General features: G+C 59.9%; 26 protein-coding genes. 23 read left to right on the top strand and 3 right to left on the bottom strand.

The window, feature by feature from the left end; all coding sequences use genetic code 11:
• Nucleotides 1–29: 29 nt before the first annotated feature.
• The 17 genes from AC6I1V_RS15645 to AC6I1V_RS15725 all read left to right on the top strand — a co-directional run bounded on the left by AC6I1V_RS15645 (nt 30) and on the right by AC6I1V_RS15725 (nt 13,797).
• A complete protein-coding gene (locus AC6I1V_RS15645; RefSeq protein ID WP_497737203.1) occupies nt 30–1,076 on the top strand; it encodes a phage protease in 1,047 nt (348 codons plus the stop codon).
• Nucleotides 1,077–2,030 (top strand): Mu-like prophage major head subunit gpT family protein, encoded by a 954-nt coding sequence (locus AC6I1V_RS15650; protein ID WP_497737204.1) that lies wholly within the window; start codon nt 1,077–1,079, stop codon nt 2,028–2,030.
• Nucleotides 2,018–2,434 (top strand): gp436 family protein, encoded by a 417-nt coding sequence (locus AC6I1V_RS15655; protein ID WP_497737205.1) that lies wholly within the window; start codon nt 2,018–2,020, stop codon nt 2,432–2,434. The genes AC6I1V_RS15650 and AC6I1V_RS15655 overlap by 13 nt, the downstream gene beginning before the upstream one ends.
• Complete coding sequence (locus AC6I1V_RS15660; protein WP_497737206.1) at nt 2,431–3,156, top strand: phage tail terminator protein; 726 nt, start codon at nt 2,431–2,433, stop codon at nt 3,154–3,156. Before AC6I1V_RS15655 ends, AC6I1V_RS15660 begins: the two co-directional genes overlap by 4 nt.
• Entirely contained in the window at nt 3,107–3,304 is a 198-nt protein-coding gene (locus tag AC6I1V_RS15665) for a DUF2635 domain-containing protein (protein WP_227329138.1), read from the top strand. Before AC6I1V_RS15660 ends, AC6I1V_RS15665 begins: the two co-directional genes overlap by 50 nt.
• On the top strand, nt 3,297–4,718 hold the full coding sequence (locus AC6I1V_RS15670; RefSeq protein WP_497737207.1) for a phage tail sheath C-terminal domain-containing protein: 1,422 nt from the start codon (nt 3,297–3,299) through the stop codon (nt 4,716–4,718). The genes AC6I1V_RS15665 and AC6I1V_RS15670 overlap by 8 nt, the downstream gene beginning before the upstream one ends.
• A gap of 12 nt (nt 4,719–4,730) precedes the next feature.
• Complete coding sequence (locus tag AC6I1V_RS15675) at nt 4,731–5,105, top strand: phage tail protein (RefSeq protein WP_497737208.1); 375 nt, start codon at nt 4,731–4,733, stop codon at nt 5,103–5,105.
• 3 nt (nt 5,106–5,108) lie between these two features.
• Nucleotides 5,109–5,435, top strand: a complete 327-nt coding sequence (locus tag AC6I1V_RS15680) for a hypothetical protein (RefSeq protein WP_497737209.1) — start codon at nt 5,109–5,111, stop codon at nt 5,433–5,435.
• A 150-nt stretch (nt 5,436–5,585) separates the two neighbouring features.
• The gene (locus tag AC6I1V_RS15685) at nt 5,586–7,793 is read left to right on the top strand and encodes a phage tail tape measure protein (protein WP_497737210.1); all 2,208 of its coding nucleotides are present in this window, start codon (nt 5,586–5,588) and stop codon (nt 7,791–7,793) included.
• 1 nt (nt 7,794) lies between these two features.
• A complete protein-coding gene (locus AC6I1V_RS15690; RefSeq protein ID WP_497737211.1) occupies nt 7,795–9,132 on the top strand; it encodes a DNA circularization protein in 1,338 nt (445 codons plus the stop codon).
• Nucleotides 9,116–10,204, top strand: coding sequence for a phage baseplate assembly protein (locus tag AC6I1V_RS15695; RefSeq protein WP_497737212.1), 1,089 nt, complete (start codon nt 9,116–9,118; stop codon nt 10,202–10,204). The genes AC6I1V_RS15690 and AC6I1V_RS15695 overlap by 17 nt, the downstream gene beginning before the upstream one ends.
• Complete coding sequence (locus tag AC6I1V_RS15700) at nt 10,201–10,845, top strand: phage baseplate assembly protein V (protein WP_497737213.1); 645 nt, start codon at nt 10,201–10,203, stop codon at nt 10,843–10,845. The genes AC6I1V_RS15695 and AC6I1V_RS15700 overlap by 4 nt, the downstream gene beginning before the upstream one ends.
• A 73-nt stretch (nt 10,846–10,918) precedes the next feature.
• Nucleotides 10,919–11,269 carry a phage GP46 family protein gene (locus tag AC6I1V_RS15705; protein WP_497737214.1) on the top strand — a complete coding sequence of 117 codons (351 nt, stop codon included), beginning with the start codon at nt 10,919–10,921 and terminating at the stop codon, nt 11,267–11,269.
• Nucleotide 11,270: 1 nt separating this feature from the next.
• Nucleotides 11,271–12,317, top strand: coding sequence for a baseplate J/gp47 family protein (locus AC6I1V_RS15710; RefSeq protein ID WP_497737215.1), 1,047 nt, complete (start codon nt 11,271–11,273; stop codon nt 12,315–12,317).
• A gap of 1 nt (nt 12,318) precedes the next feature.
• Nucleotides 12,319–12,885 (top strand): YmfQ family protein, encoded by a 567-nt coding sequence (locus AC6I1V_RS15715; protein ID WP_497737216.1) that lies wholly within the window; start codon nt 12,319–12,321, stop codon nt 12,883–12,885.
• 8 nt (nt 12,886–12,893) lie between these two features.
• A complete protein-coding gene (locus tag AC6I1V_RS15720; RefSeq protein WP_497737217.1) occupies nt 12,894–13,298 on the top strand; it encodes a hypothetical protein in 405 nt (134 codons plus the stop codon).
• Nucleotides 13,192–13,797 (top strand): tail fiber protein, encoded by a 606-nt coding sequence (locus AC6I1V_RS15725; RefSeq protein ID WP_497737218.1) that lies wholly within the window; start codon nt 13,192–13,194, stop codon nt 13,795–13,797. Before AC6I1V_RS15720 ends, AC6I1V_RS15725 begins: the two co-directional genes overlap by 107 nt.
• A gap of 1,192 nt (nt 13,798–14,989) precedes the next feature.
• On the opposite strand, the gene AC6I1V_RS15730 is transcribed toward AC6I1V_RS15725, so the two are convergent.
• Complete coding sequence (locus tag AC6I1V_RS15730; RefSeq protein ID WP_497737219.1) at nt 14,990–15,214, bottom strand: hypothetical protein; 225 nt, start codon at nt 15,212–15,214, stop codon at nt 14,990–14,992.
• Nucleotides 15,215–15,898: 684 nt separating this feature from the next.
• Here AC6I1V_RS15730 and AC6I1V_RS15735 point away from each other — a divergent pair.
• The 6 genes from AC6I1V_RS15735 to AC6I1V_RS15760 all read left to right on the top strand — a co-directional run bounded on the left by AC6I1V_RS15735 (nt 15,899) and on the right by AC6I1V_RS15760 (nt 19,475).
• The gene (locus tag AC6I1V_RS15735) at nt 15,899–16,402 is read left to right on the top strand and encodes a tail fiber assembly protein (RefSeq protein WP_486851092.1); all 504 of its coding nucleotides are present in this window, start codon (nt 15,899–15,901) and stop codon (nt 16,400–16,402) included.
• A gap of 8 nt (nt 16,403–16,410) precedes the next feature.
• Complete coding sequence (locus AC6I1V_RS15740) at nt 16,411–16,965, top strand: macro domain-containing protein (RefSeq protein ID WP_486851093.1); 555 nt, start codon at nt 16,411–16,413, stop codon at nt 16,963–16,965.
• 27 nt (nt 16,966–16,992) lie between these two features.
• Nucleotides 16,993–17,886 (top strand): tyrosine-type recombinase/integrase, encoded by an 894-nt coding sequence (locus AC6I1V_RS15745; protein ID WP_486851094.1) that lies wholly within the window; start codon nt 16,993–16,995, stop codon nt 17,884–17,886.
• Nucleotides 17,887–18,069: 183 nt separating this feature from the next.
• Entirely contained in the window at nt 18,070–18,273 is a 204-nt protein-coding gene (locus AC6I1V_RS15750) for a Com family DNA-binding transcriptional regulator (RefSeq protein ID WP_486851095.1), read from the top strand.
• A gap of 25 nt (nt 18,274–18,298) precedes the next feature.
• Nucleotides 18,299–18,973, top strand: a complete 675-nt coding sequence (locus tag AC6I1V_RS15755) for a Mom family adenine methylcarbamoylation protein (protein WP_486853859.1) — start codon at nt 18,299–18,301, stop codon at nt 18,971–18,973.
• Between the two features lie 61 nt (nt 18,974–19,034).
• Nucleotides 19,035–19,475, top strand: a complete 441-nt coding sequence (locus AC6I1V_RS15760) for a hypothetical protein (RefSeq protein ID WP_486851097.1) — start codon at nt 19,035–19,037, stop codon at nt 19,473–19,475.
• Between the two features lie 245 nt (nt 19,476–19,720).
• Here the strand turns inward: AC6I1V_RS15760 and AC6I1V_RS15765 are convergent, their stop codons facing one another.
• Together AC6I1V_RS15765 and AC6I1V_RS15770 are read right to left on the bottom strand one after the other, a co-directional pair.
• Complete coding sequence (locus tag AC6I1V_RS15765) at nt 19,721–20,767, bottom strand: alpha/beta hydrolase (RefSeq protein ID WP_486853860.1); 1,047 nt, start codon at nt 20,765–20,767, stop codon at nt 19,721–19,723.
• 67 nt (nt 20,768–20,834) lie between these two features.
• Nucleotides 20,835–21,065: a hypothetical protein gene (locus tag AC6I1V_RS15770; protein WP_486853861.1), complete on the bottom strand. Its 231-nt coding sequence runs from the start codon at nt 21,063–21,065 to the stop codon at nt 20,835–20,837.
• Nucleotides 21,066–21,208: the final 143 nt, after the last annotated feature.

Below are 21,208 nucleotides of genomic sequence, written 5' to 3' on the forward strand. Positions count from 1 at the left end.
CGCTTCCCGCGTCCTGCTACTCTGACGCCATGAACGCTTCCACCACATTCTCCTCCTTCATCGCCGCCCGCGTCTCCCCAGAGACGGCGGGCGGCCCCGCGCCCGGACGCATCCAACTTTTCCCGGCGGGCGAATTTTCCGCCCGCGACGGAAGGCCCGGCACGCTCAAGGGCGTCAAAGCCAAGGCGTGGACGCTTACTTTTGAGACTGCCGCCGCCGTGATCGCCCGCTGGCAACAGCGGGAGACGCCGCTTGTCGTGGACTATGAGCACCAGACGATAAACGCCGCCGAAAACGGCAAGCCCGCCCCTGCGGCGGGTTGGATCGAGTCGCTGGAGGCGGGGCCGGACGGACTTTACGCCACGGTCAAATGGACGGACGCCGCCCGCGCGTTCATCCAAGCGGACGAATACCGCTACATTTCCCCCGTTTTTTCTTTTGACCCCGAAACCGGGGCCGTGCTCGAACTGAAAAGCGCGGCCCTGACAAACTACCCCGCCCTTGACGGCATGGACGCCGTGACCGCGCGGGCAGAGGACGATCCCCCTATGAAGAAAGAAACGCTTGAGGCGCTCCGGCACTTTTTCGGCCTTGCCGCCGACGCCGACGAAGACGCCGCCCTTGCCGCGCTCAAGGCGCAGGGCCAGCCATTGGCCGCCATGCTCACCGCCGCCAAGGAAACCGCCCCCGATCCCGCTCAGTACGTGCCCGCCGCCATGCTTGCCGCCGCGCAGGAAAAAAACGCGGCGCTGGCCGCAAAGGTGAAGGAACTTGAGGGTGAAAGCACCCTTGCCGCGCTTACCGCAGAGATTGACGCGGCGCTGGCCGACGGGCGTTTGCCGAAGGCTTGCGAGGCGTGGGCGAAGGCCACAGCAAAGACCAACCCGGAAGCGATCAAGGGCTACATCGCTTCCGCCGTTCCCGTCGCGGCCCTGACATCTACCCAGACCGACGGCACCTCTCCCGCCGGAACGCCGCACACCGCCGCACTGACTAATGAGGAAAAGTATGCCTGCGCACAGCTCGGCATGAGTGAAGCGGAATTTCTCGAAGTCAAGAAAATGGAGAAAAAGTAAATGGCAATCGTAACTTCAAGCCTCATTCAAACCCTGCGCACCGGCTACTCGAAAGCCTTTCAGGAAGCCTTGGCGAAAGCGCCGACGCAATGGGCCAGCGTTGCGACGCGCGTACCGTCGGGCAACAGTTCCAACACCTACGGTTGGCTCGGCCAGTTCCCCAAGCTGCGGGAATGGACGGGCGATCGCACCTTTAAAAGCATCAAGGAGCACGGCTACGCCGTGACGAACAAGCTCTACGAGGCCACCGTGGACATCCCCCGCACGGCCTTTGAAGATGACGAGCTTGGCGTCTACTCGCCCCTGTTCTCTGAAATGGGCTATGCGGCGGCTACCCACCCGGACGAGATCGTCTTCGGGCTTCTGGCCGCCGGGAGAACCACGGATTGTTACGACGGCAAAAAGTTCTTCGCCGCCGATCACCCCGTATATCCCAACGTCGACGGCACGGGGTCGAAGACCGACGTTTCAAACCTGCTCCGGCCTGCACCCGCCGGAGATCCGAGCCCGACGATCACGGACAAGACCGCATGGTATCTGCTCGACGTGTCGCGCCCGCTGAAACCTTTTATCTTTCAGGAGCGCACCACGCCGGAATTGCAGGTCATTACGAACCCGGACAACGATACCGTCTTCATGAAGGACAAAATCCCCTACGGTATCCGTTACCGCTGTAACGGCGGTTATGGGTTCTGGCAGCAGGCCATTTGCTGCACCGACGATCTGACGCCTGAAAACTTTGAGCTTGCGCTGACCACCATGCAGGGCTTCAAGGCGGACGGCGGGCGGCCCCTTGGGCTTGGCTTCGGCGGCAAGGCCGGGACGTTGCTTGTCGTCCCGCCTACTTTGCAGGCCGACGCGCGCAAGGTGATCGCCGCAGAGCGCGACGACATGGGTGCCAGCAACATCTGGTTTGATACCGCAACCATTCTTGTCTCGCCGTGGCTGGCGTAACCGTCTACGCCACCCCGGATCAGCTTGTCGCCCTGTTCGGCGAGGATGAAATGCTCACCCTCGCCGCCGGGGCGGACGGCGAGCTTGACGAAGCCCGCATCACGGCGGCGATCGAGTGGGCGTCAAGCGAGGCGGACAGCTATCTGTCCGCCCGCTATCCGACGCCAATCAGCCCCGTGCCGCCGATCCTGACCAATGTTGTGGGCGACATCGCCCGTTATCGGCTCACCGGACACAACACGCTGGAAAATGATGTTATCCTGCGCCGCTATGAAAAGGCGATCGAGTGGCTTTTGCGTATCGCAAAGGGGCTTGCCGATCTGCCGGGGCAGGACGCGGGCGGGGAATCCGGGGACGGTACGGACGGCGTGGGCATTACGCCGGGGGCAAGGGACTGGACATGATCGCAGCCATCGAAACCGCGATTGTCGAAACTATTCGGGCGGCCCGCCTGCCGTACCTGCGTTATCTGGGCACCTACGGCGGGGAACTGGACGGCGAGCCGCAAAGCATCATCCGGCAAACGCCCGCCGTGTGGGTATCATACCGCGACGAATCCGCGCCCGATCCGCGCAATACGGGCCGCACACGATGGACGGTCAAGGCGACGTTCTCCGTGCTGGCCGCCGCCCGCAGCCTCAAAAACGAGAAAGCCACCCGCCACGGCGACGCCGTGCAGGTGGGCAGCTACCAGATGATCGAAGACATCCGGGCGCTGATCGGCTTCAACGATTTTGGCCTGTCCGGCGTCGACTACCTGCGCCCCGGACGCACCCGGACGCTGTTTAACGGACGGCTGGCCGCGTGCAGCATGTCCATTCTCATGCAGGAATGGACGGCGCTTTACGATCTGCGCGTCCGCGAGCCGGGACAGCGGGCGCTTGACGCCCCGCCCGGCGCATATCTTCCCCCGGAAGGCACGCGCCTGCCCGGCAACGCCCATGCGAATGACGATCCATACCTCCCGCCGCTGTCGGCGTGCGGCCTGCGGTACTGGCTGAAACCGCCGCTTGACCCGGACGCCGACGAACCGAGCGCCGTTGACCTTGTAACCCTCAACAAAAACAGGGAGTACCATGCTTACCGTAAAAGCCCGCCCCGGTGTTGCCGTGCCGATGGAGCATGACCCGCGCCGGTATATCACAGCGTCATCCGGCCCGGTCAAGGTGCCGGGGACGCCGTACTATCTGCGGAGGTTGCAGGACGGCGATCTGGTGATCGTCCTGCCCGCCGAACGCGCCTACACACATGACGAGGAGGCCCCCAATGGCTAGCGCGAACGTCAGTTTCGACAATATCCCGGCAAGTATCCGCAAACCCGGAAAATACTTTGAGTTCAACACGAAGCTGGCCGTCCGCACATTGGCGACCAACCCGCAGACGGTTTTGATCGTCGCACAGAAAACCGCCGACGGCACCGCCACGGAAAACGTCCCCGTGCAAGTCTTTGATACCGACACAGCGGGGAAGCTGTTCGGGTTCGGCTCACAGGCCGCAAACATGGTCAAGGCCGCCATGCGCGCCTACAGCTATGTCGATCTGTCAGTCCTGCCCATTGCCGACGACAGCGCGGGCATTGCCGCATCCGGCTCCCTCAAGCTGACCGGTGACGCTACCGCGCAGGGCGTGCTCACCCTGACGGTTGCGGATACGGAAATTTCGGTTGCAGCCGCCGCCGAAGATTCCGCCGATGCGCTGGCTACGGCCCTTGCAGCCGCCGTCAACGCCGAAAGGGACTTGCCGGTTACGGCGCAGGCCGCCACGGGCACGGTCACGCTGACCGCGAAAAACAAGGGCACTCTCGGCAACGGGATCGCGCTTGCGTACAGCAATACGGTTCCCGGCATCACGCCGACGCTGACAAAAATGACGGGCGGGCAGAAAGACCCGGACATTGCCGAAGCGTTGGCCGCCGTCTTTGCCTCCGAGTATACGATCTATTGCGTGCCGTGGGCGGTACAAGCCCCGCTTACCGCCCTGCGCGAGCATCTGGACAACATGGGCGGGCCGCTGGAGCAACGCGGCGCGATCGGCGTCTTCGCTTCCACGGGTACGCTGTCCGCCGCAACCACGCTTGCGGGCCAGCTTAATGCGGGCCGCATCACCGGGGCGCTTTTGCCCGGTTCAACAACGCCGCCCGAACAGATCGCCGCAGCCTACGCCGCTGTCTTGGCAAGCGAGGAAGACCCGGCGCGCCCGCTCAATACGTTGTCGCTCACGGGCGTGACCGTGCCGCCCGTGGCTTCGCGCTTGGGGCGCACCGAGCAGGAAGTCTGCCTGAAAAACGGCGTAACGCCGCTTGAGGCCGGGCCGGGCGATGTCGTCCAGATCGTCCGGGCGATCAGCACGTACACCGTCAACGCGGAAGGCACGGCGGACGTGTCGCTTTTGGACATCACGACGATCAGGACGCTTGATTATGTGCGCAAGGCGATCCGGGAGCGCATGTCCCTGCGCTTCCCCCGCGAAAAGTTGTCGACCCGCACGCCCCCGAAAGTGCGCTCGGAGATCCTTGATGTCCTGCGCGGGCTTGAAAGCCTTGAGATCGTCGAGGAAGTGGACGCCAACGCCGACGGCGTAGTGGTTGAGCGCGATCTTCAGGATGCGAACCGGCTCAACGCCAAAATCCCCACCGATGTCGTCAACGGCCTGCACGTCTTCGCGGGCCGCATCGATCTTTTGCTGTAAAAGGAGGCGCATATGGCGCTTGAAGAGTATGTAGGCGCGGTTGTCGTCGAAGTCGACGGGCGGGAGATTGAAGCCTTTTCTTGTTCCCCGTCCGCAAATACGGGCCGCAAGCCCGTCAAAACCATGAACCGCAACCAGCGGATCGCCGGGTACACCAACGGCGTCTATGAATATACCCTTGATCTGTCCGTACCGGTTGAGGCGGACGGCGACACGATCGACTGGGAAAACGTTATCGACGCCAAGGTGGTCATCTACCCCGTAAAAGGCAACCGCCGCACGGCATATACCGGGTGCGTTGTGACGGAAGTGGGCGAGCAGTACGAAGTGGAAAACGAGGCCAAACGCGACATCAAGATGTTCGCGCAGGACAAAAAGGAAGAGTAGCGCATGGATACGATTAAAGGCCGATTTGCGATCGGGCTGTGGGATGAAGAAAGCGAGGCGTTTCAGCGCGATTTTGAAATGCGCCTTGCCACGCTTGAAGACACCGAGAAGGCACTGGAAGAGACGCCGGAAGATGCCAGCACGGCGCGCATCCGGCGGCACGAGTGGGCGGCCTGCCTGCTTTCCGTCGGCACCATTCCCGGCGACAAGATCACCCCGGAACGGCTGGCCGGGCTTGCTTCCGTTGAATACGGCATCCTCGCCGACGCGCAGGAGCGGCTTGTAAAAAAGCTCAGTGGCGGGAAAAGCGCCTCGCCGATGTCCGTCTGACGATCGCCGCGCTTGTCCGGCACGGTTTTTCTCCCGCCGACGTGCGGGGGATGACCGGGCCCGAGGCCGTCAGCTACCTTGAGATCTTTTACCCAAACCCCGACAGGGGCAAGAAAAAATACATCTCGTTAAGGAAAAGGAAGAAGGGACATGGCCCGCGATCTTGAAGTCGAAGCAAGGCTCACGCTTAAAGACGATCTCAGCAAAAAGGCCGGGACAGCACTTGACGCCGTGGGCAAAAAGGCGCGCAACGCCGGGAAGGCCGCCGATGCGCTGTCGGCTGCGAAAAAGGACGCGGGGGAGCAGGCGTATGAACGGACGGCGCAGGCCGCCGACAAGGCCGCCACGGCGATCGACAAAATGGCGCGCTCGACGGAGCGGGCGCGGGACGCACACGGGCGATTCGTCAGCGGTTCCGGCTCAGGCATGGGGCGTGTGGCGCAGGACGCTGAAAAGGCCGAGCGCAGCATGGGGCGTCTTGAAGCAATGGCCCGGCGCACCGGCACGGCCCTTTCAAAGATAGGCGGCGCTATGGGCACCGCGCGGGACGCCGGGGCCGGGCTTATGGCTGGCGGGTATGTGGCGGCCCGTGCGGTGCAAAAGCCGATCGCCTATGAAAAGCAGCTCGCCGAAATGGCGAACAGCACCTATCGAAAACGTGATGTCGCTGGCCGTATTGAGGGTATGAAAGACCTTGACGAAGCCGTTAAGGAAGCTATCCGAATAGGTGGGGGAAGCCGCGAACAGGCCGCTGGAGCACTCGGCACAATGATCAGGGGCGATCTGGATAGTGCTACGGCAAGAAGGCTGTTGCCGCTTGTCCAGAAGACAGCCACGGCGTCACAGGCAGATCCTAACGAACTGGCGGCGATCCTTGTTAAAGGGATCAAACAGGGGCAATTTAAGGTCGATGAAGCGGAAGAGGTGTTGGAAATGGCTCTCCGGGCCGGTGACGCCGGACAGTTTGAGCTAAAAGATCAAGCCCGCTGGCTGCCTCAGTTATTCTCTGAAGGTAAGGGCATGAAGGGGAAGGAGGGCTACAAACAACACCTCGCCAACCTGCAAGCCATAGCGGAAGTGACGGGCTCAAGCGATCAGGCGGGCAACGCCTACTACAACCTGCTCGGCAAACTTACGGCCCCCGACACCGCAAAGAACCTTGAGGATTTTGGCGTCAATTTGCCGAAAGAACTGGAAAAAGCGGCAAAAGAAGGCGAGGATCCAGTATCGGCATTCGTCCGTATTGTGGAAGAGCGTGTCGTCAATACGAACAAAAGCTACAAAAAAATCAAGGCACAACTTGCAGCCGCCAAGGGGCCGGAACGTCAGGCGCTTCTCAAACAGGCCGAGGAAATCCTGCAAGGTTCCGCCGTAGGGCGAATTCTTCAAGACCGCGAGGCCAGACTCGGCTTCGTCGGCATAATGAGCCAAGGCGAGACGAAGAAAAGCGTACTGGCCGAGCTTGATAATGCCAAGGGTGCCATTGATGCCTCATACAAGGTTATGGCTTCCACAACCGACGTGCAGCTCCAGCAGGCGGCCAACGAGAAAGACATTGCCGCCAGCGCCGCCTTTTCCGAGGTCAAGCCCCATATCGACAATATGCTCACCGGCTTGCGCGACGCGGCACAGGAATTTCCCCGGCTGACGACGGTTGTCTATGAAGCCGCGACGGCCTTGGGCGTATTTGCCGCCGTCGGCATGGCGTGGGGCGGCTCCCGGATGCTTCGCGGGGGAGGCGGAAAACTGCTCGGCGGGGCGGGCAAACTTTTGGGCGGGGCCGGGAAAACCGCCGTTGAGGCTGGCGGCAAGGCGGCCCTCGCCAAGACCGCCGCCGATGTGGGCGGCAAGGCCGTACTCAAGGGGACGGCGCTGGAAGCCGGGGGCAAGGCGGTTGCAGACGCCACGGCGAAGACGGTAGCGAAAGAGACCATACAGGCCGGGGCGAAGACGCTCGGCAAGGGATTTCTTGGGGCCGAGTTTGCCATGTCCGCCTATGACATTTGGCAGACTGAGAACGACCCGAACCTGACGCGCCAACAGAAAGATCAGGCGAATATGGCTACCTACGGCGGTTTTGGCGGTGCGCTTGCCGGGGCGGCTGCGGGCGCTTCCGCCGGTTCCGTCGTGCCGGTGATCGGGACGACGGCTGGTGCGCTCATCGGCGGACTGCTCGGCTGGTGGGCGGGGCGTGAGGCCGGGGAAGGCGCGGGCAAACTCGTTTACAGCGATCCGGTTTCGGAATCGCAGATGAGCAGGCCCATTCAGATCGACAACCGGATCACCCTCGAAGTTGACGGGGAGCCGATGGCCCGCAAGGTTGAAAGTTATATTGCCGATTACGGGCTGAGGTATTGATATGGGCTGGAAAACCGAACTTCTTGACGCCTCTTTCCGGGGCGTCGCGTTTGAAGTCGAATCAGTGCAGGACGACGGGGAAAAATCCATTGTCGTGCATGAATACCCGTACCGGGCCGGGGCCGAGATCGAAGACCTTGGGCGCAAGGCCCGGCGTATCCGCGTTACGGCGCTTTTTTGGGGCGAAAACTATCTTTCCGGCGTGGCCTCGCTCGTCAAGGCTTTTGAAGAAGCGGGCAAGGGTGAGCTGATTCACCCCGTTTTCGGCAGCGTGCAGGTTGCGATCACCCGATGGGGCATTCCCCACCGGGCGGACGATCCCGATTACGTCGCCCTTGACTTTGAGGCCGTGGAAGCCAGCCTCGACAATCCTTTTTTCGACTATCAATCGCCGCGCGCCGGGGCGGAACAGGCGCAGGCTTCGCTTGACGCAAGCATTGCCGACGCGCTTTCTTCCGCCGCTTCAACGGTGCGCGACAAGCTCGCCGTGGCGCAGGAATACGCGCAGGCCGCCCGCGCCCGCGTTGAAAACGTGCTGTCCGCCGTGCTCGACATATACGACGCGGGGCAATCAGTCGTCAGAACCGCGCTTTCATACGTCAACTATCCCGCCGCGTTCATGTCGGATCTGCTGGCCGTGCAGTCAAAAATCACTTCCGGCGTCGATCTGTCCGGCTCCTTCTCGGCGTGGACGCGGCTTTCCGATTCCTTCCCGCGCCTTGGGCGCACCGGCGAGACCGTCAAGAGCGAGCCGATCGTGGGCGGCGTCTCGTCCCGCGTGCAAGGCTACGTGTCCGGCGGCGCGGACGGGCGCGCCGAGCCGGTGCTTGCCGTCAAAAAGTCTCCGGTAAAAGAACCCGCGCCGTCATTGAACGCCCCGGCCCCCGGCGCGGGGACGGTGGAAGATGTAGGCGTTATGGCGGCGACTGTGACGCAGACCGTACAGCTTGCGGAAGCCGCCGGGGGACTGCTTGCCGACGAACTGGACGAGCCGGTGATGGTTCCGCAGGAAATAGAGGCCGTGGTTGGGAACGTGCGGGAGCGCGTGCAAAATTCCATTGACTGGATTCGGGCTGTCAGTGACGAAAAGACGGCCTACGAGAGTTCGGAAGCCTTGCGCACCATCGCCGACGCCGTGCAGACATTGGGGGCGAAGGTCTTGGAGGCCCGCCCGCCCCTCGTTGAGCATGTGGCCGAGACGGAATGCAACGCGCATCTTCTCGCCCATAAACTGTATGGCGACTTTACCCGCGCGGCGGAAATCGTCCGGCTGAACCCGCAGATCCGCAATCCGAACTTCATAGCCAAGGGGCAGGCCCTCCATGTCTACGCCGACTGACGCCGATCGCGTGACGCTGCATATAGCCGGGCACGTCCACGCCGATTGGTTAAAATACAGCATTGATTCCGATTTCTTTACACCGGCGGACGGCTGGAGCGTGTCTTTGGGCACGCCCGCAGCGGCGTTGCCGGAATACCTCCAGCCGTGGGCCGAAGTGCAGATCCGCATCGGGGACGAGCTTGTCATGTCCGGGCGCGTCGACCGCGTGCGCCATGCCTTCCGTAAGGGCGAGCACATACTGGACATCCGGGGGCGCGACGGGGCCGCCGTACTGCTTGACTGCTCGGCCCCCATTTTCGTCAGCCGAGAGGTGACGTTGCCGGAAGCCGTCGCCGCCGTGGCCCGGCCCCTTGGCATCGCCAAGCTCGACATCGCCGGGCGTGATGCGGCTTTCGTCAAAGTGACGATCGAGCCGGGCATGTCGGCGTGGGAAGTCATCCAGCAGGCCGCCGAAGCAAGCGGCCTGTGGCCGTGGTTCACCCCAGACGGCACCTTGAAGATCGCCGCCCCGGACTATACCACGCCGCCCGTCGCGGCCCTGATCATGCGGCTTGACGGCAAAGGCAACAACGTGATCGGCCTTGAGATCGATAAGGGCTGCGAGCGCCGGTACTCTGAAATCACGGTGCTGGCGCAGGGTGCAGGGACGGAAAAGAAAAAGGGCAAAAACGCCATGAAGGGCAAGGCCACAGATCCAAACGTCAGGTGGTACAGGCCGTTGATCATCCCGGAAGGATGCCTTGATTCCCCCGGCGACGCGCTGAAAAAGGCAAAGAAACGGCTTGCCGACGGCGTGATGGACAGCTTCACGATCACGGCAAAGGTGCGGGGCCACCGTACCAGCGATGGAAAGCTGTGGGAGCCGGGCCAGCGGGTGACGCTGAACGGCGACGAGCACGTTTACTTTCTCACCCGGCGCACGTTCAACGGCGGGCGGGACGGCACGACCACCACGCTTGTCTTAAAACCTGACGGGGTTTGGCTGCCGGATACCAGCAAGAAGGGCAAGCGCGGGAAAAAAGGCAGGAAAGCCTTTTCCGGCTCGTGGGATTTTGGAGACGAAACATGACCACCGCGCAGATGATCAAGGATGCCATTGCCCGCGCGCTTGCCGCCGTGCGCCTTCCGTTCCGGGCCGTGCTCGGCGGGCTGAACGGCAGGCCCGGCGTACAGCTTGCGCAAGGCGACGCCCTGAACGGCGAAAAACTGGAAGCATCGGAAGTTTTTCAGCAATTCGGCTTTACGTCCGGGGTTCCTGCGGGGTCGGAGCTTATCGTTTTGCCCTTGGGCGGCAAAACGGCGCACAGCGTCATTGTGGCGACGGAAAACGGCGCGTACCGGGTGCAAGTCGGCAGCGGGGAAGTGTGCATCTACAACCAGTGGGGCGCGAAAATCACCTTGAAAAATGAAAAGATCATCGAGGTGGAGTGCGATCACTTCATTATAAAAGCGAAAGAAGACATATCAATACAGACAAAAAGCTACACCGTACAGGCAGACACAGGCGTCACCTACCAGACGCCTAGCCTCGCCTACGGCGGGGCCGCAGGCCGCAGCCGCGCCGCCGGGCGCACCGTGGCCCGCATCACCGGCGACATGCACCTTGACGGCGAGATCACAAGTACCGGCGATCAGGTGGCGGCGGGCATATCCACCGCCCACCACACCCACCAAGGCGACAGCGGCGGAACTACCGGCGAGCCGCAGTAACCGCCTTTCCTTCTTTTCACCCGCTGACATCCGTCAACTAGCTGGCGTCCGTGCGTTTGCTACCATGCAACGCATGGACGCTTTTCTTGATCCCCATACCGGCGACTATACCGGCGAACGCATCAACACTCTGGCGAACGCCGTTTACCTGCGCCTAATGACCCCGCTTGGCGGCTGGTGGGCCGATCCGTCTTTGGGGTCGCGTCTGCACGAGCTGACGCGCCAAAAAGACAGGCCGCGCGTGAGCAAGCTCGCCGTGCAGTACGCCGAGCAGGCCCTTGCCCCGCTGGTCAATGACGGGCGGGCGCGCTCCGTCAGCGTCACCGCAGATATGCCGCATGACGGGCGATGCTTGCTTCACGTCGAAGTCGTCGACCTGACGGGCCGCCGTTCCTTGTACTCATACCCCGTTAAAGTAAGCTGATATGCCGTACACGCCCCCCGATTTCGCGGCGATCCGCGAGCGTATGCTGCGCGATGCCCGCAACCTCGATCCCTCGGCCCCCGCAGACGGTGACAGTGATCTTTTTGTCCGTTCCTCATGCACCGCGTCAGCCGTAGAAGGGCTTTACGACTATCAGGCGTGGCTTGCCCGCCAGCTTTTGCCCGATACCGCCGATACCGAGTATCTTGAGGCACATGCGGGCTTGCGCGGCATCGTCCGCAAGGTCGCCGTGGCGGCGTCGGGAACTGCGACGTTCACCGGCGCGCCGGGCGTCGTCTTGCCGTCCGGGGCAAGCCTGAAAAGCGCCGACGGCACGCTTTACCTGACGACGGAAGAGGCCGCCGTGGGGGAAGAAGGGGCTTTGACCGCAGCCTGCGCCGCCGCCACCGCCGGAGTTATGCCCGATCTGATTGACGGCACGGTGACGCTTATGCAACCGCCTACCGGGATTGAGGCCGTCGGCACGGCCACGATCACCGGCGGCGCGGATGCCGAAAGTGACGCCTCGCTTTTGTCCCGGTTGCTTGACTACATGCAGAGCCCGCCCAGCGGCGGCACCGCCGCCGACTATCGCAGGTGGGCGAAATCGGTAGCGGGCGTGGGCGAGGCATATGTCTACCCGCTTCGCCAAGGGGCCGGGACTGTCGACGTAGTGATCACGGGCGACGGCGTGATCGCATCGGAAGAAGTCGTTCAGGCGGCACAAGCCTATATCGACGAACAGCGCCCATGTACGGCGCAGGCGACAGTCATAGCGGCTGTCGCGCTGACGGTAAATGTGACGCTCAAGATCGTACCCGCCACAGGCTACACGCTCCAAACGCTCGCGGCTCCGGTTCGCGACGCCGTGCAGGCCGTCTTTGCAGACTATCACCCCGGCTCGCGCGTCTACCTGTCTGCGCTGATCACCGCCGCGTCTACAGTCCCCGGCGTCGTCGACGTGAGCGTTGCCGCTCCCGCCGCAACCGTCACCCCGACGGCGATACAATGGCCCGTGTGCGGCACGGTGACGCTGGAGGCGGTATAAAATGGGCCACGCAACCCTTTTGCGGCGGCTTTTGCCGCCCACAAGCTATAACCCCAACGCCCCGCGCCTCAGCGTATCGGTCGACATGGAAGGGAAGGAGCTTGATCGCGTGCTTGCCGACGCGCCGCACGCCGTCGGCGCGCTCCGCCCCTTCACCTATCAGGAGTGGCTTGAAGACTACGAGCGCATCTACGGCTTGCCCGGCCCCTGCGCCGTGGGCGAACAGCTTTTGCAGGAGCGCATGGCCTTGCTTGCCGTGGCCTTGCAAGAACGCGGCGGCATTTCGCTTGCGTGGCTTAAAAGATATGCCTCCCTAGCGGGGTATGATGTTGAAATCACAGAGTTTCAAGGCTTTAAAGCCGGGATCAGCGCCGCAGGGGACTCATTGACCAATGGCGGCTGGTGCCACGCCTTTCTTGTGAGCGCCCCCGGCGATGCCCCGCGTGAGTTCAAGGCCGGGCGCTCCGTCGCCGGAGAAGCCTTGCGCACTTGGGGCGATCCCATACTTGAATGCGTCATCAACTGGCGCAAGCCAGCGCATACCGTTGGGCTTGTTGCGTATATTTAGGAGCAGACATGCACAGGATAGATTCCGCCACCGCTACATCTGACCACAAATTCACGGAAGGCGATCCAACTATTCCCATTGCGGCGACTACCGTTACAGCCGATTGGCTTAACGCCGTGCAAGAAGAAATCGCGGCGGTCATCGCGGGAGCCAAGAAAGAACTGGATAAAAGTGACAATGCGCAGCTTTATGCGGCTATCACCTCGCTGATCACCACGGCCAAACCCGGCATAGCTACCTCAAAAAAAAACGGGCCTCGTGCAGATAGGCAGCGGCCTGTCGATCACGGCGGAAGGTCTGCTGTCCGTGCTGACGGCTACCACCGCACGGGCGGGCATTGTCCAGCTTGCCGCCGCCTTGTCAGCGTCCACAACGCAGGCCCCTACATGCAAAGCCGTCAAAGATGCGATTGACGAGAAGTTTACCATAACCCTGCCCATTGGAGGTATTGTCGCTTTTTCTGGAACTTTTGGCGGCGAGGGCAACCGTTTTCCTATCCCTCTCGGTGCAAAACAACCTGATACTAATTGGGTTTTGTGTGACGGTACAGAGACAAATGGGCACCCCGTTCCAGACCTGCGCGGGCGCATGATTTTGGGCGCGTCTGAAAGCCACCAAATTGGCGATACTGGCGGATCGGAGACGCATACGCACAGTTTGTCCGGCACTGTCGGGGCCACGACGCTGACTGTGGAGCAGTTGGCGAGCCATACACATCCAATTCGAGGCGATGTCCATGCTTTTGACTATGGAAGTAAAGGAGGTACAAGCAATGATTGGTCTGCATCGTATATGTCGACATACACAACCGGAGGTTCACAGCCACACACGCACGGCTTTTCCGGCTCCAGTGGCGCGGCCAGTAACCTGCCGCCTTATTATGTCCTCGCGCATATTATACGGGTTGCCTGATATGTTGGAATCCATAAGTTTTTTTGACCTCATCCGGGTGTGTCCGGTACTGTCGGGGCTGCGACGCTGACCATAGAGTACATGCCCAGCCATATGCATACGGGAATCGTCCTGAACAACGTGGGAAATGGGGACGGCATTCCCGGAAAGGTAGCCAATACAGTACGTTTGTTGGAACACGGAATTGGATGGACGGGCGGCAGCCTCCCACACATGCACGGCATGTCCGGGAACACTGGCGCGGCTGGCAACCTACCGCTTTACTATGTCCTCGCGTATATCATGCGGGTAGCCTGATACGTTGGAATCCATAAGTTTTTTTGACCTCATCCGGGTGTGTCCGGCACTGTCGGGGCTACTACGCTGACTGTGGAGCAGTTGGCGAGCCATTTACACACCCATGACAACAATACGGGATTGGGGCGATCCAAGTTTGGAGGTAACGGCAGCGATATGATTGTTTGGGCTACCTATAAACCTCAATGGGATACAGTATATTCAAATCCAACCGGCTCAAATTCGTCACACATCCACACACTCTCTGGAGCGTCTGGCAAAGCCAGTAGTCTGCCGCCATATTACAATCTCGCATACATCATGCGCAGCGCATGATAAACGCGAGGCTATGGAACGGCGGTATGTTTGGGGCGTCCCCGGACACCCCTGTCAGGGCATGGGTGTGGGGCTGGCTGCCGCCAGCATGCCAAGTAGACAACAGGTAATCGTTCCATGTGGAGTCCGTATTTTCGTAAAGTATCCCGATTCCTGCCGTCCCTGCCCCCTTTGTTTTGACGGACAAGGAGTGATTATGGATTGGTATTTCGTTGACAGTCAGCGTAGTAGCCCCGACAGTGCCGGACACACCCGGATACCACATTTAACCCATTGACAAAATTTAGTTACGATACTCGCATGATGTACGACAAAGCATAAAATGGCGGCAAGTTATCGGCGACTCCAGACGTTCCAGATAGGGTGTGGGTGTGTGGCTGAGAGCCGCCACTATATTCTGTTACGTGTACTTGTGGCCCGGTGGACTCCCAAACCTGCCGGGGGAGGTTAGTTCCAATTTGCCCTGGCAAAGTCTTGATGTCGTGATTGTGGCTGGCTATCTGCTCCACAGTCAGCGTCGTGGCCCCGACAGTGCCGGACACACCCGGATGAGGTCAAAAAACTTATGGATTCCAACATATCAGGCCACCCGCATGATCAAGGCAAGGACGTAGTACGGGGGCAGCGAGGAAATACTAGCAATTTTGCCCCCGGATAGGGCGTGCGTGTGGTTTTTGGAACCACCTGAAGCTGCAAGGTTTTTATTTTCATCAAAACTGAACGCACTACCGAAATCCAAACGGTTTTCAGTTCCATTTGTCAGTATGCCCTTTTTGTTTGTCGTGGTGTGCGTATGGTTCGACATCTGCTCCACAGTCAGCGTCGTGGCCCCGACAGTGCCGGACACACCCACAGGAGGCCAAAAAATTTACGGATTTCACCATGTCATGCAATCCGCATAATCAACGCCAGCGCGTAATATGGGGGCAAACTATTCGCCTGTTTCGATGCTCCAGAAAGGCTGTGGGTGTGAGACTGAGAACCGCCAGTTGTGTCAATTAGATTGCTCGTGCTGCTAAGAGGGAAATATGTGTCAAAACCATACTGGCCTTCACCATTTGATCCATACTTATATTTGCTGTTTTTTATAGTGTGTTTGTGCGTAGCCAACTGCGCCACGGTCAAAGTCGTGGCCCCGACAGTGCCGGACACACCCGGATGAGGTCAAAAAAACTTATGGATTCCAACATATCAGGCAACCCGTATAATATGCGCGAGGACATAATAAGGCGGCAGGTTACTGGCCGCGCCACTGGAGCCGGAAAAGCCGTGCGTGTGTGGCTGTGAACCTCCGGTTGTGTATGTCGACATATACGATGCAGACCAATCATTGCTTGTACCTCCTTTACTTCCATAGTCAAAAGCATGGACATCGCCTCGAATTGGATGTGTATGGCTCGCCAACTGCTCCACAGTCAGCGTCGTGGCCCCGACAGTGCCGGACAAACATTTCATTTTTCGTAGTATACTAATAAGAAAGGAGTTTTTTATGAAAAGGTTGACTGTTGTTCCCGCTGATAGCCTCATTATCATTGACGGGGAAGCCTTGCGCTTTGATTTTCCCGCTCCGTCAAATCTGCACGCCCTGCAATGGGACAATGTAACGCAGAGCGGGCATCTGGAGTTTACCGACGACTATAATCAGGCTCTTGACGGCTCACTTTACGACGAAGAAGTTGCCCCCTTTGTCGCCCTCTGGGAAGCGGAAAAAGCCCGCATCACCGCCGAGGCCGAAGCCGCAGAAGCCGCCCGGCTGGAAGAGTACAACAGCGAGCCCGCCCGCTACCAGCGCCTGCGTGCCGAGCGCGATCGGCGTATAGCCGCCACCGATTACCTTGTCATGCCCGACTACCCTTTGGGCGAGGATGTCAAGGCTGCGGTCAGCACCTACAGGCAGGAACTGCGTGACCTGCCCGCGCAGGAGGGCGCGCCGTGGGATGGAGGCGAATCCGGGACGCCGTGGCCGGAAGTGCCCGCCATACTGGCAAGTTAGAGGTCAATATGCAAATTATCCTGTGCGATGTACGGACAGATATTACTACGGCATGGCAGGCATACATACCTTCCCAACTGGCCGCAACGGTTCAAGTCATAAAAGGGAGCATCCTCTCCTTGCCCGTGGCAGCCGTGGTAAGCCCTGCAAACAGCTTTGGCTTTATGGACGGCGGGCTTGACGCGCTTTATACGCGGTTTTTTGGCCCGCAGCTCCAGCATCGCCTGCAACGGATGATCCGGGAGCGGGCTTCGGGTGAATTGTTGGTGGGGCAAGCCTTGCCGGTACAGACGGGGCATACACGCATCCCGTGGTGTATCAGTGCGCCGACAATGCGCGTGCCGCGTAGTCTTGAGACGGCGGAACCCGCTTATCTGGCTACACGGGCCGCATTGCGCTGCGCCATGACAGCCGGGCTTTCGAGCGTGGCTATTCCCGGCATGGGGACGGGTGTGGGTGGGCTGCATCCTCAACGTGCTGCCCGTGCTATGCTGCACGCCGTCAATGACGTTTTTTTCCCGCGCCCGTTCCCCGCATCTCTAGCCGAGGTATACGCTTTTTGATGCAATGGCCTTCTTCAAGGAGGCCATATGGCAGCAAAACAACGAAAACGGGACGCAATGACGGCCCGGCAGCTTGTAGAGGAATATCTGGCGCACCAAATTACACGGGATGTAACCCGCACCAGTACCCGGCACCATCTCAATCAGCTATTGGCCCTTTTCGGGGGCTGGCAGGCCCGCCGGGTGGGCGCGGCACAGGTGCAGGATTTCTTGGCGGCGCAAAAGGCGCGCGGCGTCATGATCAGCACGGCCCACCATCGCGTGCGCCTATGGAGGACGGTTTTGGCTTGGGCTGTGGAAACGGGCCGCCTGTCCGTGTCGCCTTTGGCTGGCTTTCGCCTGCACCGCCCAAAAGCGCGGCGCATAGACCCGCCGACACGGGCCGAGGCTGCGCGTATGTACCGAGTGGCCGTGCCGCATATCCGGCGCGTGATCGTTCTGGGCATGGCCGCCGGGCCGCGTATTGGGCCGTCCGAGCTTTTCCGGCTCACATGGGCGGACGTAGAACTGGCGGCAGGTTACATGCGTATGCCCAACGCAGCCAAAGGCGCAAAAGAAGACAGCAGGATCGTCCCTATTCGTGACGACATTTTGCCCCTGCTGCGGGCATGGGAGGAGGAAGACAGAAAGGCGGGCTGCCCGTGGGTCATCCACTGGCGCGGGCGACCGGTGCGCTGCATCGGCCATGCTTGGCATCAAGCCCGCATGGCTGCGGGCATCACACGCCGTATCACGCCGTACAGCCTGCGCCATGCCATGCCGACGGAGGCCCTTGAACACGGGGCCGACGTCAAAGCTGTGGCTGAGGTAATGGGACACACAGATCCCACCATGCTTTTGCGCGTATATCAGCACACGCGCTACAGGCTGCGGAAAAAGGCGGTCAACGCCGCGCCCGGCCTGAAATTAAACAAAATGTGACAGTGGCGGGGGAGCCGCAAACTCCCCCACCGGCTCGGCGTCACACCGCCGAACCACGGCCCCGCATGATACGGACATATCATGCGGAGTATCCGCCTGCGTTTATGGCTCACAGTCAGACCGCGAGCGCGTAAACGCATATCAGGACGGATGCGGGGGCGCAACCCAAGGACAATCAAAAAAATGAAGGGAGCACACGACAACGAAATCAGATGCGGACACTGTAACCGCCTGCTTGCCAAAGGTGAGGCGCTTTATCTTGAGCTAAAATGTCCACGTTGCGGGGCATATACTGTATTGCGCGCCGCGAGCGCCAACTGTGCGGGCCGTCGAGCCTCTTTAGGGGCTTGTCATGCACCGCAAACCATACCATCCCCCCGTCCCTAGCCCGTATACTCCTCCAGAGGCCGACGTGCCGGGCTATATCATCGGAGAACATGGCGGCGTTGTCGGCTTCGGAAAACGCGGCTTCTATGTCGCGGCAATCCCGGCACAAAAGGCGCGGGAGACGATCCTGCGCCACCATTACTCGCAATCCATCGTCAACAATTCATATATTCATTTAGGAGTGTTTTACCGGGACAACTTCGCAGGCGTCCTGCAATTTGGGTATGCCCTCAATCCAGCCTGCGCCGGTAAAATCGTCGAGGGGACGGTACAGGGGGAATATCTAGAGCTTAATCGAATGTGGCTTGCTGACGTTTGCCCGCGCAACTCTGAAAGCATGGCGATCAGCTATGCAGTCAAGTACATCCGCCGGGCAAGTCCGAGCGTCGCTTGGATACAGTCTTTTGCCGATGAACGGTGCGGACGGCTTGGCGTCGTCTATCAGGCGTCAAATTTCCTCTTTTTAGGCACACACGTCAGCCCGTTTTATTTCCTCGACGGCGATTACTACCATAAGATCCTCATGACGGCGCGGCGAAAATCTAATGTGCGCGGAAAACTGCTGCGGGAAAACAAAAATCGTGCAATCCCGCTTGAGTATCGTCAGTTCCGGTATGTCCTTTTTTTGAAGCAGTCATGGCGCAAGCGTCTGCGGTTGAAAGTACAGCCGTACCCTAAACCAAAAGAATACATTTTATAAATTAAAAATTGATTTTTATCCATAATAGATTTATTTTTGTCCGCAAACAGGAGTATCCGCTATGAGCCTTGAACGTGTCAGAACACAACTCGGCAAGTTCGGCTTGGCGAAGGCCAACGATGAAATGGCTGTCGCTGTCCAACCGCTCTTGCCCTATTATCTTTTTAGCAACGCCACAGGGGAAAGCCTGCTGATTGCCGGGGCGGAAGATGTCAGCCAACGGCTGAACAAGATTTCTTACCAAATGGGACGATTGACGCATGAAGAGTTCTGGAGCGGCATCTGGCTTGAAAAGGCCCCCCATTACCGTGGTTTTGATGAGCTGTGGGGCGCGCTTGCCGCCGAGCCGTTCACCGTCAGCGTTTCAGTGCCCAAAGAATCCGAAAGACTTTGCATTGGCCGTGCAAAGAAGCTGAACAAGGATTTTTGGCTCTTTGAATCTGAGAGCGGGGAATATGGGCTTGTCCCTGAACGGGAAACCCGAAAGTGGTATATCGAATAACCACAGCACGAGGAACGGAACAACACAAAAAGCCCGGAGAAAAATTTCTCCGGGCTTTGCATATGCTGTGCCAGCATGGGAAAAAGGCAAAAAAGAGTGTCCCAAATCGCGCGCTAAACTGTCCCAAATCGCGCGCCGCGTTAGTCGACCAGCGGGGATTGCCTGTCTGAAAGATACCGTTCTGCATACTATGGCCTTTGGGATGCGGGTGGGGCCCTCAACCGGGCCCCGCCCTCCCCGGAATGTTATTTCAGGTTTTTCGTGAAGAAGTCCGTGAGCTTGCCGAAGGGGATGAGGCTTGCCCTGTCATACAGATCCACATGCCCGGCTCCGGGGACGATATGCAGTTCCTTCGGTTCCGCCGCGAGCCTGTACGCGTCTTCGCTGAACTCGATGGAGTGCGCCTTTTCGCCCGCGATAAACAGCATGGGGCGCGGGGAAATCGTCTCGATGTCCGAGAACGGGTAGAAGTTCATGAACTTGACGTTGCTGGTGAACGTCGGGTGCGTGGTGAGCTGGGGGGAGGAGCCTTCCGGGGTGAATTCCCCTCTCGGCGTCCGGTAGAAGGCGTAGAATTCCCGTTCGATGGGCGTGGACGTTTCCGTCAGTTCATGGACGGTGCCGCTGGTGTACCGGATTTCGCCGCCCGTGAATTCCGCATAACGCTGTTCCGCCGCTTCCCTGATGATCCGCTTTCGCTGTTCCAGTGTCATGCCGTGCCGGAGCCCGTTCCGGTTGGCCGCGCCCATGTCGTACATGCTGATCGTCGCTATGGCCTTCAGGCGGGGATCGATCTTGGCGGCGCTGATGGCGAAGCTGCCGCTGCCGCAGATGCCGATGACCCCGATCCGTTCACGGTCCACAAGAGGGTTCGTGCCGAGGAAGTCCACGGCGGCGCTGAAGGTTTCGGCATACAGGTCAGGGGAAACGGCATTGCGCGGCTGGCCTTCGCTGCCGCCCCAGAACGCCAGATCCACGGAGAGGGTGACGAATCCCTGTTCCGCCATTTTGACGGCGTACAGGTTTGCGCTCTGTTCCTTCACCGCGCCCATGGGATGCCCGACGATGATCGCGGCGTGTTTCTTTTTCTGATCCAGATTCTTGGGCAGGAACAGGTTCCCGGCGATGTTCATCTTGTACTGGTTCGGAAACGTGACCTGGCGCATGGTCACGCTTTCGCTCTTGTAGAAATTGCTGGCGTCGGCGGGGATTTCCTGAGCCAGAACCGGGGCGGCGGACATTGCGCCGACAATGGCGGCGCTCATGCCGAGTCGTTTCACTGCACGCATCATGTTGCCTCCTTTGGGGTTGAGCATTCTTGATCGGGCTGGAGACCGAAAGGGACGCGGCAAGGCTGTTTCAGCATCCCTTTTTCAGTTGAAAAAGAAGGTAATCAAGGCAATCCAGCTTGTTCTGATCCGTATGGAGGGCTTCAAGAAGCAGGCTCCGCTGTTTTGCCAGAATGCGGATCTGGCAAAGCGTATCCTTTTCCCGCCTGCCCTGCATGAATTGATCGATGATCTGTTGTGAGCATCCGGCGTCATGCAGGTTTTGAATCAGCGAATCATCCTGTTTGGCGTTGCCTTTCATACTTGCTTTCTCCTGTGGCATTCATATAGGGGCAGGGTCATTGAATAGCAAATACTTATATTGAATACTTTACCATGCTTCATAAGCATGGTATTAATTGCCGCATCACAGGGGGGGCTGCGTGCGGGCGGCATTGCGTGCCG

The organism is Bilophila sp. T19-St14 (assembly GCF_059728385.1).

Bases quoted from the DNA above. Each gene is read 5' to 3' on its own strand.
- AC6I1V_RS15660 (WP_497737206.1), top strand. From the start codon at position 2,431: ATGATCGCAGCCATCGAAACCGCGATTGTCGAAACTATTCGGGCGGCC.
- AC6I1V_RS15690 (WP_497737211.1), top strand. From the start codon at position 7,795: ATGGGCTGGAAAACCGAACTTCTTGACGCCTCTTTCCGGGGCGTCGCG.
- AC6I1V_RS15710 (WP_497737215.1), top strand. From the start codon at position 11,271: ATGCCGTACACGCCCCCCGATTTCGCGGCGATCCGCGAGCGTATGCTG.
- AC6I1V_RS15700 (WP_497737213.1), top strand. From the start codon at position 10,201: ATGACCACCGCGCAGATGATCAAGGATGCCATTGCCCGCGCGCTTGCC.
- AC6I1V_RS15770 (WP_486853861.1), bottom strand. From the start codon at position 21,065: ATGAAAGGCAACGCCAAACAGGATGATTCGCTGATTCAAAACCTGCAT.
- AC6I1V_RS15695 (WP_497737212.1), top strand. From the start codon at position 9,116: ATGTCTACGCCGACTGACGCCGATCGCGTGACGCTGCATATAGCCGGG.
- AC6I1V_RS15715 (WP_497737216.1), top strand. From the start codon at position 12,319: ATGGGCCACGCAACCCTTTTGCGGCGGCTTTTGCCGCCCACAAGCTAT.
- AC6I1V_RS15705 (WP_497737214.1), top strand. From the start codon at position 10,919: ATGGACGCTTTTCTTGATCCCCATACCGGCGACTATACCGGCGAACGC.
- AC6I1V_RS15665 (WP_227329138.1), top strand. From the start codon at position 3,107: ATGCTTACCGTAAAAGCCCGCCCCGGTGTTGCCGTGCCGATGGAGCAT.
- AC6I1V_RS15685 (WP_497737210.1), top strand. From the start codon at position 5,586: ATGGCCCGCGATCTTGAAGTCGAAGCAAGGCTCACGCTTAAAGACGAT.
- AC6I1V_RS15645 (WP_497737203.1), top strand. From the start codon at position 30: ATGAACGCTTCCACCACATTCTCCTCCTTCATCGCCGCCCGCGTCTCC.
- AC6I1V_RS15730 (WP_497737219.1), bottom strand. From the start codon at position 15,214: ATGTCGAACCATACGCACACCACGACAAACAAAAAGGGCATACTGACA.
- AC6I1V_RS15720 (WP_497737217.1), top strand. From the start codon at position 12,894: ATGCACAGGATAGATTCCGCCACCGCTACATCTGACCACAAATTCACG.
- AC6I1V_RS15760 (WP_486851097.1), top strand. From the start codon at position 19,035: ATGAGCCTTGAACGTGTCAGAACACAACTCGGCAAGTTCGGCTTGGCG.
- AC6I1V_RS15745 (WP_486851094.1), top strand. From the start codon at position 16,993: ATGGCAGCAAAACAACGAAAACGGGACGCAATGACGGCCCGGCAGCTT.
- AC6I1V_RS15750 (WP_486851095.1), top strand. From the start codon at position 18,070: ATGAAGGGAGCACACGACAACGAAATCAGATGCGGACACTGTAACCGC.
- AC6I1V_RS15650 (WP_497737204.1), top strand. From the start codon at position 1,077: ATGGCAATCGTAACTTCAAGCCTCATTCAAACCCTGCGCACCGGCTAC.
- AC6I1V_RS15740 (WP_486851093.1), top strand. From the start codon at position 16,411: ATGCAAATTATCCTGTGCGATGTACGGACAGATATTACTACGGCATGG.
- AC6I1V_RS15735 (WP_486851092.1), top strand. From the start codon at position 15,899: ATGAAAAGGTTGACTGTTGTTCCCGCTGATAGCCTCATTATCATTGAC.
- AC6I1V_RS15765 (WP_486853860.1), bottom strand. From the start codon at position 20,767: ATGATGCGTGCAGTGAAACGACTCGGCATGAGCGCCGCCATTGTCGGC.
- AC6I1V_RS15680 (WP_497737209.1), top strand. From the start codon at position 5,109: ATGGATACGATTAAAGGCCGATTTGCGATCGGGCTGTGGGATGAAGAA.
- AC6I1V_RS15675 (WP_497737208.1), top strand. From the start codon at position 4,731: ATGGCGCTTGAAGAGTATGTAGGCGCGGTTGTCGTCGAAGTCGACGGG.
- AC6I1V_RS15670 (WP_497737207.1), top strand. From the start codon at position 3,297: ATGGCTAGCGCGAACGTCAGTTTCGACAATATCCCGGCAAGTATCCGC.